Origin of the sequence: Occultella glacieicola (genome assembly GCF_004353825.1) — a bacterium.
GTDB lineage: Bacteria > Actinomycetota > Actinomycetes > Actinomycetales > Beutenbergiaceae > Occultella > Occultella glacieicola.
In genome coordinates this window covers 409,085-422,408 of the sequence record NZ_SMNA01000006.1, presented here as the reverse complement: position 1 = coordinate 422,408, position 13,324 = coordinate 409,085, and the positions used below count along the sequence as shown (strand labels likewise).

The following is a 13,324-nucleotide window of genomic DNA, read 5'->3' as shown; positions in this document are numbered from 1 at the left end:
TCCCGAACGACCGTGGAGGGGTCAGGCGCGGTCGGCGAGGGCGACCTCGCCGGCCATCCGGGCGCAGTTGGCGCAGCAGTAGATGCCCTGGTCGTTCTCGACGCCGTGGCCCAGGACCCGGCAGCCGCAATGGGCGCACGCCGGCGCGAGCGCGTGGATGGCGCACTCGAAACTGTCGAACGTGCCGCGCACGTCGCCGCGGGCCACGGTCAGGGGCTTGTCGTAGTCATTGCCGCAGGTGTCACAGATCGCCATGATGCTTACTCCCCATCCTCCGCGGGATCGTCCGCGCCCTCGGCCTGGTCGGGCTGACGGGCGAGCCGACGGGACTCCAGCTCCTCGGGATCGGCGTCCGGGTCCCGAGCCGGGTCGTACGGCTGCTCGGAGGGCGTCCTCGGCTCCTTGTTGTCCATACCGGCCACGATCCCACCGCTTCCTGGCGCCCGCCACCGGGTGCGCGGGGGCGTGCACCGGTTCAGGGTGAGTCGCTGGTGCCGAACCGGCGGTGGAGTGCGTACAGGACGACGCCGAGCAGGAGAAGGACGCCGCCGAGCGCCCATACCTGCCAGGTCTGCTGGATCAGCAGCACCGCACAGCTCAGCAGGGCGAGGACGGGCACGGCAGTGGGAACCCGGAAGTGCGGCCCGGGGTCGTCGCCGCGCAGGACCAACACGGCCAGGTTCGTCGATATGAAGACGAACAACAGGAACAGGACGACGGTCTCGGCCAACAGTTCGAGCGTGCCCACGGCCGCCAGGAGCGCCGACAGAGCTGCGGTCACCAGGATCGCCACCCACGGGGTGCGCCGCTTCGGCAGGAGACGCGCGAGCGGGCTCGGCAGCAGCCCCTCCTCCGCCATCCCGTACGCGAGGCGCGAACTCATGATCGAGGTGAGCAGCGCCCCGTTCGCGACGGCGATGAGGGCGACCAGACTGAACAGCCAGTCCGGGACCGAGTAGCCGGTCGCAGTCACCACCTGCAGCAGGGGTCCGCTCGAACCGGCCAGTTCCTGCGGCGGCAGCATCGCCGCCGAGGCGAGCGCGATCAGGACGTAGACGATCCCGGCCACGATCAGAGCACCGAACAGCGCCCGCGGGTACACACGGCGGACGTCGCGTACCTCCTCGGCGACGTTGGCGGAGGTCTCGAACCCGACGAAACTGTAGAACGCGAGCAGCGCGGCCCCGAGGACGGCGAAGGCAGCCCCCGGTCCGGGCGGCGGTTCGAGGATCCGGCCGACGTCGCCACGGCCGGCACCGAGGGCTGCGCCGACCAGCGCGATGACCAGCACCAGGCCGCTGACCTCGACGATCGTCATGACCAGATTCGAGGTCACCGACTCCTTGATGCCCCGCAGGTTCAGCAACGCCAGCAGGAACAGGAAGATCGGCGCCGCGACGGGTACCGGGACCGTGAGGAACGTGCCCAGGTAGTCGCCGCTGAAGGCGATCGCCAGACCGGCGACGCTGACCACGCCCGCACAGAGCATGCAGTACCCGACCAGGAACGAGACGAGCGGCCGACCGAAGGCCCGCTGGGCGAAGATCGCCGATCCGCCGGCGCGCGGATACTTGGTCACCAGTTCCGCGTACGAGCCCGCCGTCAGCAGCGCCATGCCCATCGCGATCACGATCGGCACCCACATCAGCCCGCCGGCGTCGGCAGCCAGTTCGCCGGTCAGTGCGTAGACGCCCGCGCCGAGCACGTCCCCGAGGATGAAGGCGAAGAGGAGCCCACCACCGATGCCCCGTCGTAGCCGGGTCTTGGGGTCGGCCGTGTCCGTTGGCTCCGTCATGGGCCTCCTCCTTGCGGCAGCACCTGCCTCACGCGACCGGGTCAGTCGTTCTGCTGTTCCTGAACCCCTTCGCGGCCCACAGGCTCCACGGCATCGTCGCGGTCGGCGGGCCGCGGGGGCTGGGTGAGGTTGTCCGAGAGTTCGCCCCCCTCGCGTCCGCCGAACGGACGCCCGTGGTCGGCGTACTCGGCTCGCTGGAAGGTGACCTCCCATGGTCCGATCGCGACCCGGGCACCCGTGCGCAGGACTCGGTGCGCCGGCTCGGTCACGGAACCGCCCTCGACCTGGCCGTAGGGGCGCACGCGATACTCGTCGCGCTCGTCGTGATAGACGGTCAGGTGATGCGGCTCGAGCCCGTCGAGCCGGATGTCCTGGTCCGGCCCGGACCCGACGGTGACCTCGTCCTTGTCCAGCGGGAACCGGAGTGGAACTTCACCCGGCATGGCGGCCCCGGCCCGCGAGACCATCAGTTCGGGGTGCCCCGAACCGGGCGCCGCGTGGGTCGTGCCGGGCTCCTCGACCGGGTCCTGGGCCGAATCGTTCGTCATGCTCGTCGCCTCCTGGAACGTGTTGTCGTGCGCGCCCGACCACTATCGCCCGGCTGTTGCGCGAGCGCATCCCGACGCGGAGTGCGTGCGACGGCGAAGGGCCACCAGGTGTTCTCCTCCTCGACGGGCGCTCGACATCGGGGCTTCATAGGGTCGGGAGGTCAGTTGTCACCGGTGAACTGGAGCACTCATGAGCAGCACCTTCCGGCCCGCGATCGCGGGCCTGGCGGCCTTGTCCGCCGCCGTTGCGGGAGCTTGTGTCATCGTCCCGGCGGCGTCCGCGGAGCCGGGCGACGTCGTCCTGTCGGAGAACTTCGATGCGGGCGAGATCCCGGAGGGTTGGAACCCGGTCGAGGGGGACTGGCGCGTCGAGGACGGCCGTCTCGTGGTCACTGCCGGCGGCATCGACCGGCTCACCTTCGGCACCCACCTGGACAACTACCGGGTCGAGGCGACCGTCCGCTTCGAGGAGGTCGCCAACGCCACCAGGTGGACGGCGATCGCACTCGACATCCCCCCGGACGGTTCGACGCCCTGGTGGCAGGCCGCGATGCGCACCACCAGCTCGGCGGGCAACGGTATCGAGTTCGCGAACCGGACGGCCGCGGGCGGCTGGAACGTCCCGTACACCGCGGCCGCCCCCTACGACGCCGGCGTCGGTCAGGAGGTCCGGGTCGCCGTCGAGGTCCAGGGCAGTTCAGCCAAGTGGTACTTCGACGGTGAACTCATCCTGCGGGGTCAGATCCAGCGCTCCGAGGCCGGCGTGCTCGGCCTGGTCGCTGACAACTCGACCGTCAGCTTCGACGACATTCTGGTCACCGAGATCGAACCGGCCGACTTCATCATCGACGACGGGGAACTGCCGGTCGTCATCGCCCACCGCGGGTACTCACAGATCCTGCCGGAGAACACGCTGTTGTCCGAGGCCGCGGCCATGCAATCCGGAGCGGAGTACGTCGAGATCGACGTCCACACCACGGCCGACGGTGTGCCGATCGTGCTTCACGACCAGACGGTCGACCGGACCACGGACGGCACCGGCGACGTGGCCCAACTCCAGAGCAGCTACCTGCAGACCCTGGACGCCGGCTCGTGGCGTGACCCGGCCCTCGCCGCGTCGTTGCCCACCTTCGCGCAGATCCTCGACCTGATGCAGCGCAACCCGGGAACCCTGATGCTGGAGATCAAGGGACCTGAGACCCGCGCCGAGGTCGAGCACATGATCGACCTGATCCGCGAGGCCGGGCTGACCGACCGGGTGGTCATCGAGTCGTTCGACCTCGCCGCGGTGGGCTACGCACGCGATTACGCGCCGGAGATCCCACGCGGAGTGCTCCGGGGGGCCGTCGACGCCGACCCGGTGGCCGTGGCCCAGTCGGTCGGTGCCACCATGTACAACCCGTCGGCGAACGGGGGCCTGACCGCGGAGATCATCGACCGGTTGCACGAGGCCGGGATCGCGGTGCTGCCCTACACCGTGAACGGTGCCGACGCCTGGCAGCAGCTGACGGACCTCGGCGTCGACGGCATCGTCACCGACCGGCCCGGCGCCTACATCGGCTGGCGTGAGGCCCAGTACGCCGCCGTCGATCCGGAACCGTCCGAGCCCACGGTCGACCTGGTCGCGGTCGCGGACGACACCGAGGTCGAACGGGGCGGCCAGATCATCGTGGCCGCCGCGAGCACCGACGCCACCTCCGTCTCCTACCAGCTCGACGGCGCCGACGTGTCCGTCGGCGACGTGATCGAGGCGGGTGGGCTCGCCCTCGGTGGCCATGTCCTGACCGCCACCGCGGAGGGCGAGGGCGGCACCGCCTCCGACGAGGTCGCGTTCACCGTGGGCGTGACGGCCGAAGGCCTGCGGTCCCGGATCATCGGGGTCAACCTACCCACCGGGTTCGAGCGTCAGGTCCTCACGGCCCTCGACAACGAGGACTGGGAGGAGCTGGCGTCGGTGGCGGCCCGGCGCATCCCGGACGGACCGGCCCGGGACGCGATCCTCGAGGAGATCGCCCACCTCACCGACCGGTAGGGCCCGCGCCTCAGGACCCGACGAAACGCCCGGTCCGCGTGGAGCGGACCGGGCGTTCGCGTGACAGCTGTTGGTCAGACCTCGTGGTTCTCCGAGCGGATCATCCAGGCCTGCTTCTCAAGGTCGGCGATGATCTCATGGAGGATGTCCGCCGTCGTCGGGTCCTCGGCGTCGACGTCGTCGTGCACCTCACGGGCGACGGCCACGGTCTGGGCGATCCGCTCGACGATCGCGTCCACCGTGTCGCCGACCGCGACCAGGGCCGCCGGGTAGGAGCTCAGTTCGGTGGTTGCGGCGACCGTCTCGCTGCGCCCGTCCGGCACGACCTGCAACGCCCGCATGCGCTCGGCGACCACGTCGCTGTGCTCCCGGGCGACATCGACGAGTTCGTCGAGCTGCAGGTGGAGGTCCCGGAAACCGCGGCCGGTCACGTTCCAGTGGGCCTGCTTGCCCAGCACGTGCAGGTCGACGAGATTGACCAGGACCCGCTGGAGGTTGGCGCGGAGCTTCTCGGAGGCGGTGGTGACGGTGGTCATGGAGATCCTGCCCTTCTGGCCGTCGGGCGGCCTGCTGCTTGCCGTTTCGTGAACGACTCCAGATTAGGCCGGTCGGGCGCCGTACGCCAGCAAGGAGAGGCGTGCCTTCATCCTGCCCGCCACGGTGCGATCGAGGCGTTCAGACGCAGTCCGCGCACGTTCCCCAGAAGATGACCTCGGCGGTGGCGACGGCGAAGCCGGGCGGCGTCGGACCGTGCAGGCAGGGTGACCTCCCCGTGGTGCAGGCCACGTCGGTCACCTTCCCGCACACCGAGCAGACGGCGTGGTGGTGGTTGTCGCCGGCGTGGCGTTCGTAGCGGGCGGCGGATCGGGCCGGCTCGAACCTGCGGACCAGGCCGGCCCGTTGCAGGTCGGCGAGGATGTTGTGCACCGCCTGCAGGCTGGGGGCCTGCGCGCCGAGCAACCGGCGCACCGACTCCGCGTCCACGTGCGGCGAGCTGTCGAGGACGGTGAGGATGGCAAGACGCCCGGAGGTCGCGCGCAATCCGTGGGCGCGCAGCAACTCGACGTCCGAGATCCCCGTGGCCGTGCTCACCCGGACCACGGTAGGTCGATATCGTGAAGGACTCAAGTAACCGTGGTTCGGCTAGGGCCGCAGTCCGTCCTCCACGACCGCCCGTGCGACCTCGTTCATCCGCAGGTTGCGGGCTCGCGCGTGGGCGCGCATCACCTCGAAGGCCTCCGCCACCGGCAGGTCGCGGGCCTCCGCGATCACCCCCTTCGCCTGCTCGATGATGATCCTGCTCTCGAGCGCATACTGGAGCTGGCCGGTGAGCAGATCCTGCTTGGCGAACAGGGACGCGTTGATCAGAAATCCGGTGGCCAGATCGGCCAGGACCCTGGCGGCCAGGAGGTCGTCGTCCGCCCAGTAGCGTGGACCCTCCTCATAGAGGTTGAGGGCACCCACGGGCTGCTCGCCCAGGTGCATCGGGATCCCGACGACGGACCGGACTCCGATCCGTCCGGCTTGCTCCCGGTACAGTGGCCACCTCACCTCGGCCTCCAAATCGTTGACGACGACGATCTCACCCGTGGCGAAGGCGTCGACGCACGGGCCCACTTGCGTCTCCTCCTGGGCCCGCTCGAGCGCGACGAGTTGCTCCGGGATCGTGGTGATGGCACGCAGCCGCCCGTCCACCTCCACCGAGACGCCGCTGCCCGCCAGCCCCAGGAGGTCCGTGAGTCGCTCCACGAGGTCGCTGACGACGTCATAGACGTCGTACGGCCTGACGAGTTTGCGAGCGAAGTCGGAGGTGGTCCGGACGAACTCGGTGTGGTCATACATGTCGTCACGACCTCTCTGTCGGTGGCTTGTTGTTGTGAGTGCCGTCCGCGGCGTAAAGTCTGCGCGAGGCCTCGTCGCGAGGCCGACGTTGCTCCTGACCCCGGTGACGCCATGGATCTAGGCGATCGGCGGTAGGACATTGGCGGGTTCTGGTGTGGGCGGTGGGACCGGAGCGATCCTGGGCTCGGTCGAGGTGCACGAAGCGGGCCCGACCATTCGGCTCAGGTTGCGCGGTGAGGTCGACATCACGATGAACCGTCGGCTCGCCGACGTCGCCGAGGAGATCGGCGCCACGAGCAAGCCGGTCGAGCTCCACGTGGGCGAGGTCACGTTCATGGACTCCGCCGTGCTGGCGATCGTGGCTCGCTTGGCCTACCGACTGCCGACTCCGTTGCGGATCGTCGATCCGCCCGGTTTCGTGCTCTTCCTTCTCGAGGTCTCGCAACTCGTCGAGGTGGTGGAAATAGTGGAGACCGAGCACGCCGTGGAGGTCCACGACGAGCCCGGTCCCACGTCCCGCGAGCCGGGGAGTCCCGCTCCACGGTCGGCAGTGCGGCCTACTTGAACGCGTCCTTGACGTTCTCGCCGGCCTGCTTGGCGTTCGCCTTGGCCTGCTCGGCGTTCCCCTCGGCCTGCATCCGCTCGTTGTCCGTCGCGTCGCCGACGGCCTCCTTGGCCTTGCCCTTCGCCTCTTCGGCGGCGTTCTTGATCTTGTCGTCGATGCCCATGTCGGCTCTCCTCTCGCCGGAACCGGATGTGGTTCCGCGCTGACTCCACGCTAAGTCAGGTGTCGGAAGTACGCACTCGGAAGGCTCAGGACGTAGGGTCGTCGGCCTCCAGCATCTCGCGAACGGCCGTCTCGACCCGGGGCGGCTGGGGGATGACCGGCTCCCCGGCCCCCGGTATCGGGAGTGTCGCGATGACCGGCTCCTCCTCGAACGCGGAGAGCACCTGGGGATCGATGTAGGCGGAGCGGCTCACAGCCGGTGTGTTGCCGAGCCGCTCGGCCACGGCCGACACGGCCTCGCGCACTGCGTCCTCGGGCGCCGCCTCGCCCGTGTCGTCCGCGCCGCGGGCGAGGGTGACGGCGGCCAGGACCGTACCGTGCCAGGTGCGGAAGTCCTTGGCGCTCGCGTCCTCGCCGAGCCGTCGCTTCACGTAGGCGCCGATGTCGACACTGGTCAGGTCGTGCCACGGACCGCGCGTCGGAGAGCCCTCGCGATAGGCGAGCAACTCGGGCCCGCCGCCGCGTCGGCGCCGCAGCAACCGCAGCGCCTCGACCACCTCGGTGTGGGTGATCTCGACCCGCCGCGGTACCCCGGACTTGGCCACGTAGTCGAAGACGGCGACTCCCGCCGTCGTGATGCGCAGGTGTCGCTTGCGCAGGGTGGCGAGTCCGAAGCTGCCGTGCTGCGCCGTGTACGCCTCGCTCCCGATCCGGAACAGGCCCTGGTCCAGGAGCAGGAAGGCGACGGCCAGTGCGCGGTCCCGGGGCATGCCGGTGTGGCGTAGGTCGATCCGCGCGGCCCGGCGCGCCCGCGGCAGCCGCGCGGCGATCTCCCGGACCCGGATGTGCTTGCGGGCATCCTGTCGGGCCCGCCACAACGGGTGGTAGAGGTACTGACGCCGGCCGGCCGCGTCGGTGCCGACGGCCTGGATATGTCCGGTCTCGTCGGGGCAGATCCAGACCTCCTGCCAGGCGGGCGGGATCATCAGGTCGCGGCACCGGGCGATCACGCCGGCCGCCGCGATGCGGACGCCATCGGTGTCCAGGTAGACCCAGCCGCGTCCGCACCGCCGGCGGCCCCAGCCCGGCGCATCGACGTCGACGCGGTGTAACCGGCCGCTCATTCGTGTCCGATCGTGCGGCGGGCGGCCGCGGCCACCACCTCGGCGAGGTCGCCGGTGCGCTCCAGAGTGCGCCGCTGCAGGTCCGCTCCCGTGCCACGGGAACCGATCCGCGCCACGCCCTCGAGTACGAGGTCGAGATCGCCACTGTCCGTCAGTGCCGGCCGCACGTGCTCCACCAGGGCGGTCACAACCTCCCCGGCCGGCCGCGGACGCGAGGTGACCGGCTCGAGGAGGTTCTGCGCCATCCCGTGCCGGGCCGCCTGCCAGTTCGCCAGCCGGATCATCCGGGTCGGCACATCCGGGGGCGGCGTGCCGGCCGCCCAGTCCCGGGCAGCGGTCTCCACGAGCCCGCGGATCAGGGCCGCGATCAGCACGGCGTCGGCCACGTCCTGGCAGATGTCGGTGACGCGCACCTCGACGGTGGGGAAGCGGCGGGAGGCCCGGGCGTCGAAGTACAGCATCCCGGCGTCGAGCAGCACCTCGGTGGCCAGCGCGTCGGTGATCATCTGCTCGTGGGCCGCGGCCGAGCCGTGCACGTCGGTCGGCCCGGACAACGGCCAACGCGTCAGCGACTGGCTGCGATAGCTCGCGTACGAGGTGTCCCGCCCGTCCGCGAACGGCGAGTTCGCGCTCAGCGCGAGCAGGGTCGGCAGCCACACCCTGAGCCGGTCCAGGACGGCGACTGCCTCGTCCTCCGAGTCGATCCGGACGTGCACGTGCTGGCCGCAGATGAGCAGGTCGGAGGCCGACATCCCGAACCGTTCCACCATCTGCGCGTACCGGGCCTTCGGGGCCGTGGTGGGCCGCACGGGCAACGGTGAGATGGCGAGCGCGGCCACCCGGGCACCGGCGGCCCGGGCCGCGCGGTCCGCGGTGTGCCGCCACGACGTCAGGTCCGTCAGCAGGTCCGCCATCTCGATCCGGGGCGGGGTGTCCGTCTCGACCTGCTCGCGCTGGAGTTCGGCGACCAGCGAGCCGCCCTCAGCATCCTCGTCGGGCTCGTCGAACGGCCGCAGCACCCGCGGCGCGAGCGCTCGTGCCACGCCCGTCTCGCCATCGACGAGCAGCAGTTCCTCTTCCACACCAACGGTTCGCATGCGCATAGTCTGCGGCCGGGACGTTCGCCCCGCTCGCGGGAGATCCGGGCCGGTCACGGCGTCGCGTCAGTCGTGCATCCCGTGCTCATGTCCGACGTGGGTCGAGGGTTCGAGCTGGAACGTGGAGTGTTGGACGCCGACGTCGAAGTGTTCGGCGACGCAGGCCTGCAGGTCGTCAAGGATGCGCGGTGCGTGCCCGTCGTGGAAGCACTCGTCGTCCAGCACGATGTGCGCGGTGAGGACGGGCAGGCCGGTGGCGATCTGCGAGGCGTGCAGGTCGTGTACGCCTCTGACGTGCGGCTGGGCGAGGAGGTGGTCGCGCACGTCGTCGAGGTCGAGGCCCTCGGGAGTGGTCTCGAGCAGCACCCGGCCGGCGATGCGCAGCACGGCCAGGGCGCGCGGTGCGATCAGGATGGCGATCACGATGCCGGCGACCGCGTCGGCCCGGGCCCACCCGGTGAAGGTGATGATCAGGGCACTGACGATCACGGCGACCGAGCCGAGGGCGTCGTTGACGACCTCGAGGAAGGCCGCGCGCAGGTTCAGGTTCGCGTTCCGGCCGGCGCTCAGCACGAGCATCGCCGCGATGTTCCCGGCAAGCCCGATGATGCCGAAGACGAGGGTGCCGGTGGCGGCGATCTCCGGTGGTTCGAGCAGCCGCCGCACTCCCTCGATCAGGGCGTAGACGCCGACCACGAACAGGAGTGCGGCCTGCATCCCGGCCGCGAGGATCTCGATGCGCCGCCATCCCCAGGTGAGCCGGGCGGTGGCCGGCCGCGCCATCAGGCTCGCGGCCAGCAGGGCCATGAGCAGCCCGCCCGCGTCCGTGACCATGTGGCCGGCGTCGACCAGGAGGGCGAGACTGCCCGTGATCAGGGCACCGACCACCTGGGTGAGCAGGATCGTCGCCGTGATCGTGAACGCGATCGCCAGCCGACCGCGGTGGGTGGTCGGCGGGTGTGCGTGGGAGTGACCGTGCGAGGTCATCGTCCGGGTACCGGGTTCGGGTGCGCCCGCGGGTGTGCCGGGCTCGGGCTCGCGCTGGTTCCGATGCCGTAGTTCGGGCGCAGAGTGACCTCGTACCCGGTGGCCGCCAGCAGGCGTTCGGCGCTCGCGAGCACGCCGAGCAACTCCGGGGAGGTGCTCAGCGAGAACATCGATGCCCGGCCCTGCGGACGGGAGGCCACCAGGCCACAGTCCCGCAGGCAGGCCAGGTGCGCGCTCACCGTCGACTGGGCGAGGCCCAGGTGTTCGGTGAGGTCGCGGACCCGGTGCTCGCCGAGGGTCAGGTGCTGCAGGATGGCCAGCCGGGTGGGGTCCGACAGGCCGTGGAACAGGGCGGCCGCGGGCGCCAGGTCCGGCGCGAGGTTCTGGTCCCCCTCCCGGTCTAGCATCGTCATATAACGATGATAGCGCCATGCGCCGTTGGCGTGCTTCAGGCGGCGCCGCCGTTGACGTGCAGCACCTGGCCGTTGACCCACCGTGCCGGGCCGGCCAGGAAGGCGATCATCTCGGCGACATCGTCCGGGGTGCCGAGGCGCTCCATCGGGTTCGCGGAGGCGATCGCGGTGATCAGTTCGGGGCTCTTGCCCTCGAAGAACAGGGCAGTGGTGGTGGGTCCGGGGGCGACCGCGTTGACGGTCAGGTCCCGGCCACGCAGTTCGCGGGCCAGGATCAGGGTCATCGCCTCGACAGCACCCTTCGAGGCGGCGTAGGCGCCGTAGCCCGGCGTCTGGAGCCTGGTGATCGAGGTGGACAGGTTGATGATCGCGCCACCCGGACGAAGTCGCCGGGCCGCGAGCTGGTCGACCACGAACGTCCCGCGCAGGTTCGTGCGCTGGATCCGGTCGAACGTGTCCAGGTCCATCTCGGTGATCGGGGCGAGCGGCATGATGCCGGCCGTGTGCACCAGCACGTCGACACCCCCGAACTCGCGCTCGGCGACGTCGAAGAGTGCCGACATCTCGGTCTCGTCGGCGACGTCGCCGCCGGCTGCGACGGCTCGGCCGCCCTCGGCCCGGATCGAGTCGACCACGTCGTCGGCACGGTCCCGGCCGCTCGCGTGATGCACCACCACGGCGGTGTTGGCCGCGGCGAGGCGGGCCGCGCTGACCCGGCCGATACCCCCGGACCCGCCGGTCACGATCGCGACCCGACCCTGGTTGTCCGTCATGATTCCGTCCTCTCGGTAGTATGTGTACTAGATGTCCATTTCATGCTGACATGGAAATGTACATCGTGTCCAGATAGGAGGGTGACGATGACGGGATCCGAGACACCGCGCCGCGGCCGCGGGCGCCGTCCCGCCGCCGAGGTGCGCGCCAGCGTCCTCGCGGCGGCCGGTCGCGTGCTCCTCGAGGAGGGCCTGCCGGCGGTCACCTTCGACCGGGTCGCCCGGGAGGCGGGGTCGAGCAAGATGACCCTGTACAAGTGGTGGCCCTCGCCCGGCGCGCTCGCGGCCGAGGCGTACTTCGCCGGCAGCCAGGAGGCGCTCGACTTCCATGACACCGGCGATCTGGAGGCTGACCTCACCGCGCAACTGACCGCGTTCGTGCGGCTGCTCACGGTCGAGGGTGCCGGGAGGCCGGTCTCCGAACTCATCGGTGCGGCCCAGGTGGACCCCGAACTGGGGCGTGCGTGGTCGGAGGCCTACGCGCTGCCGCGTCGCGAGCTCGCCCGGGTCCGGCTGCGCATCGCCCGGGACCGGGGCGAATTGCGCGAAGGCGTCGACCTGGACGTGATCGTCGACCAGCTCTGGGGCGCCGTGTATCACCGGATGCTGGTGCTCCGAGTGCCGTTCGACGAGACGCTCGTGCCACGCCTGCTCGACCAGGCCCTGCACGGGATCGCGAGCCGGGCGGCCACCGACTAACTCTCAGGCCGCGGCCGTCCCATCGCCGGCGAGCACGAGAGCCTCCCGGGCGATCGACTCGACCGCACCGAGGCCCCATTGCTCGACGGCGGCCGCGACCTCGGCGTCATCGGTTCCGTTGACCGTGAGGTGTAGCCGGGCGCCGTGGCCGGTGCCGTCGGTCAGTTCCAGCGTGAGCGCCTCGCCCGGCTCGCCGGGGCCGACCTCGAGGGCGAGCAGCCGGGCCGGTTCCATCGCCGTGACCAGGCCGAGGGAGGCCTCGGGGGCCTGCGGGGCGTGGAAGTGCGTTCCGACCGCGGGCGGGGTGGGCCGCGGGCCGCCGGCCGGGTCGCCACCGAGGAAGAGGAGCCAGGCCGTCTGCGCGCTGCACACCAACTGACGCTCGAAGCGGATCGTCCAGCCGTCGGAGCCGCGGCTGATCGTGGGCCGGTCCAGCCCGAAGGCGTGGACGAGTTCCTCGTGGCGTGCCGGCCGTGGCCCGACGTCCTCGGGCTCCTCGCCCTTGACCACCGCGCGCAGTGCGCCCAGGCAGGCCTCCCACCCCGTGGCGTAACTCGCGGCCCCGGGCCGGTCGTCGAAGGTGTGGGTCAGGGTGAGCACGGTGCCGTCGGCGTCCGCAGTGAGGTGCCACGACATCGCCTCGTCGCCCCAGGTGAACCGGAGCAGGTGTGGTGCCTCGCACTCGAGGATCCGTCCGTGCTCGGCGGGGCTGCCGGCGAAGTCCACGAAGCGCATGGCCCCACCCGGGCGCAGGTCCAGTTCGACCGCGCTCGGGAACCACTGCCGCAGGTGCTCGGGCTCGGTGACGGCCCGCCAGACCCGCTCGATCGGGTGCGGGTACCGGCGCTCGATCACCAACTCGGAACGTCCGGCGGTCTCTCGTAGCTCGGTGCTGGTCATGACTGCTCGCTCTCCTTGATCCGTTCGAGGGTGCCGCCGAGTTTGTCGAGCCGGTCCTCCCACATCCACCGGTACGGCTCGAGCCACTGCGCCATCTCGACGAACGGTTGCGGACACAGTTCGTACCAGCGGCGCTGGGCGTCCACGCGGGCTCGCACGAAGCCCGCCTCGCGCAGGACCCGTAGCTGCTTCGAGACCGCGGCCTGCGGTGCTCCGAGGCGCTCCGCGAGGTCGCCGACCAGGGCGGGGCCATGGCGGAGTGCGGCGAGGATGTCCTGGCGGAGCGGGAGCGTGAGTACGTCGAACGCGGGCGACATGACCGTGAACATACTGCGGGTGGTATATATCACGCAAGGTATATGTCGCTGGCTCGCCCGGCCGGTGCCG

At 70.7% G+C, this 13,324-nt stretch carries 18 protein-coding genes; 3 read left to right on the top strand and 15 right to left on the bottom strand.

All coding sequences use genetic code 11. From position 1 onward, the window contains the following. Positions 1–21: 21 nt before the first annotated feature. The 4 genes from EXU48_RS14725 to EXU48_RS14715 all read right to left on the bottom strand — a co-directional run bounded on the left by EXU48_RS14725 (position 22) and on the right by EXU48_RS14715 (position 2,343). The gene (locus EXU48_RS14725; RefSeq protein ID WP_133108395.1) at positions 22–255 is read right to left on the bottom strand and encodes a hypothetical protein; all 234 of its coding nucleotides are present in this window, start codon (positions 253–255) and stop codon (positions 22–24) included. Positions 256–260: 5 nt separating this feature from the next. After that, positions 261–413, bottom strand: a complete 153-nt coding sequence (locus EXU48_RS24530; protein WP_165962820.1) for a hypothetical protein — start codon at positions 411–413, stop codon at positions 261–263. A 62-nt stretch (positions 414–475) separates the two neighbouring features. Continuing rightward, a complete protein-coding gene (locus tag EXU48_RS14720; protein ID WP_133108394.1) occupies positions 476–1,795 on the bottom strand; it encodes an APC family permease in 1,320 nt (439 codons plus the stop codon). 41 nt (positions 1,796–1,836) lie between these two features. Next, positions 1,837–2,343, bottom strand: coding sequence for an FHA domain-containing protein (locus EXU48_RS14715; protein ID WP_133108393.1), 507 nt, complete (start codon positions 2,341–2,343; stop codon positions 1,837–1,839). 190 nt (positions 2,344–2,533) lie between these two features. Here EXU48_RS14715 and EXU48_RS14710 point away from each other — a divergent pair, with 190 nt between their 5' ends. Beyond that, positions 2,534–4,375, top strand: coding sequence for a glycerophosphodiester phosphodiesterase (locus tag EXU48_RS14710; protein WP_133108392.1), 1,842 nt, complete (start codon positions 2,534–2,536; stop codon positions 4,373–4,375). A 74-nt stretch (positions 4,376–4,449) separates the two neighbouring features. On the opposite strand, the gene EXU48_RS14705 is transcribed toward EXU48_RS14710, so the two are convergent. The 3 genes from EXU48_RS14705 to EXU48_RS14695 form a co-directional block, all read right to left on the bottom strand. Beyond that, positions 4,450–4,911 (bottom strand): Dps family protein, encoded by a 462-nt coding sequence (locus EXU48_RS14705; RefSeq protein ID WP_133108391.1) that lies wholly within the window; start codon positions 4,909–4,911, stop codon positions 4,450–4,452. Between the two features lie 139 nt (positions 4,912–5,050). Next, on the bottom strand, positions 5,051–5,467 hold the full coding sequence (locus tag EXU48_RS14700; protein WP_235857044.1) for a Fur family transcriptional regulator: 417 nt from the start codon (positions 5,465–5,467) through the stop codon (positions 5,051–5,053). A gap of 51 nt (positions 5,468–5,518) precedes the next feature. Then, complete coding sequence (locus EXU48_RS14695) at positions 5,519–6,217, bottom strand: GAF and ANTAR domain-containing protein (protein WP_133108390.1); 699 nt, start codon at positions 6,215–6,217, stop codon at positions 5,519–5,521. Between the two features lie 154 nt (positions 6,218–6,371). Here EXU48_RS14695 and EXU48_RS14690 point away from each other — a divergent pair, with 154 nt between their 5' ends. Continuing rightward, the gene (locus EXU48_RS14690) at positions 6,372–6,782 is read left to right on the top strand and encodes an STAS domain-containing protein (protein WP_133108389.1); all 411 of its coding nucleotides are present in this window, start codon (positions 6,372–6,374) and stop codon (positions 6,780–6,782) included. Here the strand turns inward: EXU48_RS14690 and EXU48_RS14685 are convergent. The 6 genes from EXU48_RS14685 to EXU48_RS14660 form a co-directional block, all read right to left on the bottom strand. Continuing rightward, a complete protein-coding gene (locus tag EXU48_RS14685) occupies positions 6,775–6,945 on the bottom strand; it encodes a CsbD family protein (protein ID WP_133108388.1) in 171 nt (56 codons plus the stop codon). The genes EXU48_RS14690 and EXU48_RS14685 overlap by 8 nt on opposite strands. 85 nt (positions 6,946–7,030) lie before the next feature. Beyond that, positions 7,031–8,068, bottom strand: coding sequence for a DNA topoisomerase IB (locus tag EXU48_RS14680; RefSeq protein ID WP_133108387.1), 1,038 nt, complete (start codon positions 8,066–8,068; stop codon positions 7,031–7,033). Continuing rightward, positions 8,065–9,165, bottom strand: a complete 1,101-nt coding sequence (locus tag EXU48_RS14675) for a glutamate--cysteine ligase (protein ID WP_133108386.1) — start codon at positions 9,163–9,165, stop codon at positions 8,065–8,067. Before EXU48_RS14675 ends, EXU48_RS14680 begins: the two co-directional genes overlap by 4 nt. Before the next feature lie 66 nt (positions 9,166–9,231). Beyond that, entirely contained in the window at positions 9,232–10,152 is a 921-nt protein-coding gene (locus EXU48_RS14670; RefSeq protein WP_133108385.1) for a cation diffusion facilitator family transporter, read from the bottom strand. Continuing rightward, a complete protein-coding gene (locus EXU48_RS14665) occupies positions 10,149–10,565 on the bottom strand; it encodes an ArsR/SmtB family transcription factor (protein ID WP_133108384.1) in 417 nt (138 codons plus the stop codon). The genes EXU48_RS14670 and EXU48_RS14665 overlap by 4 nt, the downstream gene beginning before the upstream one ends. 35 nt (positions 10,566–10,600) lie before the next feature. After that, the gene (locus EXU48_RS14660; RefSeq protein ID WP_207947747.1) at positions 10,601–11,338 is read right to left on the bottom strand and encodes an SDR family oxidoreductase; all 738 of its coding nucleotides are present in this window, start codon (positions 11,336–11,338) and stop codon (positions 10,601–10,603) included. 87 nt (positions 11,339–11,425) lie between these two features. On the opposite strand from EXU48_RS14660, the gene EXU48_RS14655 reads away from it, so the two are divergent. After that, positions 11,426–12,037, top strand: a complete 612-nt coding sequence (locus EXU48_RS14655) for a TetR/AcrR family transcriptional regulator (protein WP_133108383.1) — start codon at positions 11,426–11,428, stop codon at positions 12,035–12,037. Positions 12,038–12,040: 3 nt separating this feature from the next. Here EXU48_RS14655 and EXU48_RS14650 read toward each other — a convergent pair whose 3' ends face one another. Then, on the bottom strand, positions 12,041–12,937 hold the full coding sequence (locus EXU48_RS14650) for an SRPBCC family protein (protein ID WP_133108382.1): 897 nt from the start codon (positions 12,935–12,937) through the stop codon (positions 12,041–12,043). Then, positions 12,934–13,254 carry an ArsR/SmtB family transcription factor gene (locus tag EXU48_RS14645; protein ID WP_133108381.1) on the bottom strand — a complete coding sequence of 107 codons (321 nt, stop codon included), beginning with the start codon at positions 13,252–13,254 and terminating at the stop codon, positions 12,934–12,936. The genes EXU48_RS14650 and EXU48_RS14645 overlap by 4 nt, the downstream gene beginning before the upstream one ends. Positions 13,255–13,324: the final 70 nt, after the last annotated feature.

What these genes read in the sequence shown, in the direction of transcription:
- EXU48_RS14725 (WP_133108395.1), bottom strand. Translation starts at nt 255, where the DNA reads ATGGCGATCTGTGACACCTGCGGCAATGACTACGACAAGCCCCTGACC.
- EXU48_RS24530 (WP_165962820.1), bottom strand. Translation starts at nt 413, where the DNA reads ATGGACAACAAGGAGCCGAGGACGCCCTCCGAGCAGCCGTACGACCCG.
- EXU48_RS14720 (WP_133108394.1), bottom strand. Translation starts at nt 1,795, where the DNA reads ATGACGGAGCCAACGGACACGGCCGACCCCAAGACCCGGCTACGACGG.
- EXU48_RS14715 (WP_133108393.1), bottom strand. Translation starts at nt 2,343, where the DNA reads ATGACGAACGATTCGGCCCAGGACCCGGTCGAGGAGCCCGGCACGACC.
- EXU48_RS14710 (WP_133108392.1), top strand. Translation starts at nt 2,534, where the DNA reads ATGAGCAGCACCTTCCGGCCCGCGATCGCGGGCCTGGCGGCCTTGTCC.
- EXU48_RS14705 (WP_133108391.1), bottom strand. Translation starts at nt 4,911, where the DNA reads ATGACCACCGTCACCACCGCCTCCGAGAAGCTCCGCGCCAACCTCCAG.
- EXU48_RS14695 (WP_133108390.1), bottom strand. Translation starts at nt 6,217, where the DNA reads ATGTATGACCACACCGAGTTCGTCCGGACCACCTCCGACTTCGCTCGC.
- EXU48_RS14685 (WP_133108388.1), bottom strand. Translation starts at nt 6,945, where the DNA reads ATGGGCATCGACGACAAGATCAAGAACGCCGCCGAAGAGGCGAAGGGC.
- EXU48_RS14680 (WP_133108387.1), bottom strand. Translation starts at nt 8,068, where the DNA reads ATGAGCGGCCGGTTACACCGCGTCGACGTCGATGCGCCGGGCTGGGGC.
- EXU48_RS14675 (WP_133108386.1), bottom strand. Translation starts at nt 9,165, where the DNA reads ATGCGAACCGTTGGTGTGGAAGAGGAACTGCTGCTCGTCGATGGCGAG.
- EXU48_RS14670 (WP_133108385.1), bottom strand. Translation starts at nt 10,152, where the DNA reads ATGACCTCGCACGGTCACTCCCACGCACACCCGCCGACCACCCACCGC.
- EXU48_RS14665 (WP_133108384.1), bottom strand. Translation starts at nt 10,565, where the DNA reads ATGACGATGCTAGACCGGGAGGGGGACCAGAACCTCGCGCCGGACCTG.
- EXU48_RS14660 (WP_207947747.1), bottom strand. Translation starts at nt 11,338, where the DNA reads ATGACGGACAACCAGGGTCGGGTCGCGATCGTGACCGGCGGGTCCGGG.
- EXU48_RS14655 (WP_133108383.1), top strand. Translation starts at nt 11,426, where the DNA reads ATGACGGGATCCGAGACACCGCGCCGCGGCCGCGGGCGCCGTCCCGCC.
- EXU48_RS14650 (WP_133108382.1), bottom strand. Translation starts at nt 12,937, where the DNA reads ATGACCAGCACCGAGCTACGAGAGACCGCCGGACGTTCCGAGTTGGTG.
- EXU48_RS14645 (WP_133108381.1), bottom strand. Translation starts at nt 13,254, where the DNA reads ATGTCGCCCGCGTTCGACGTACTCACGCTCCCGCTCCGCCAGGACATC.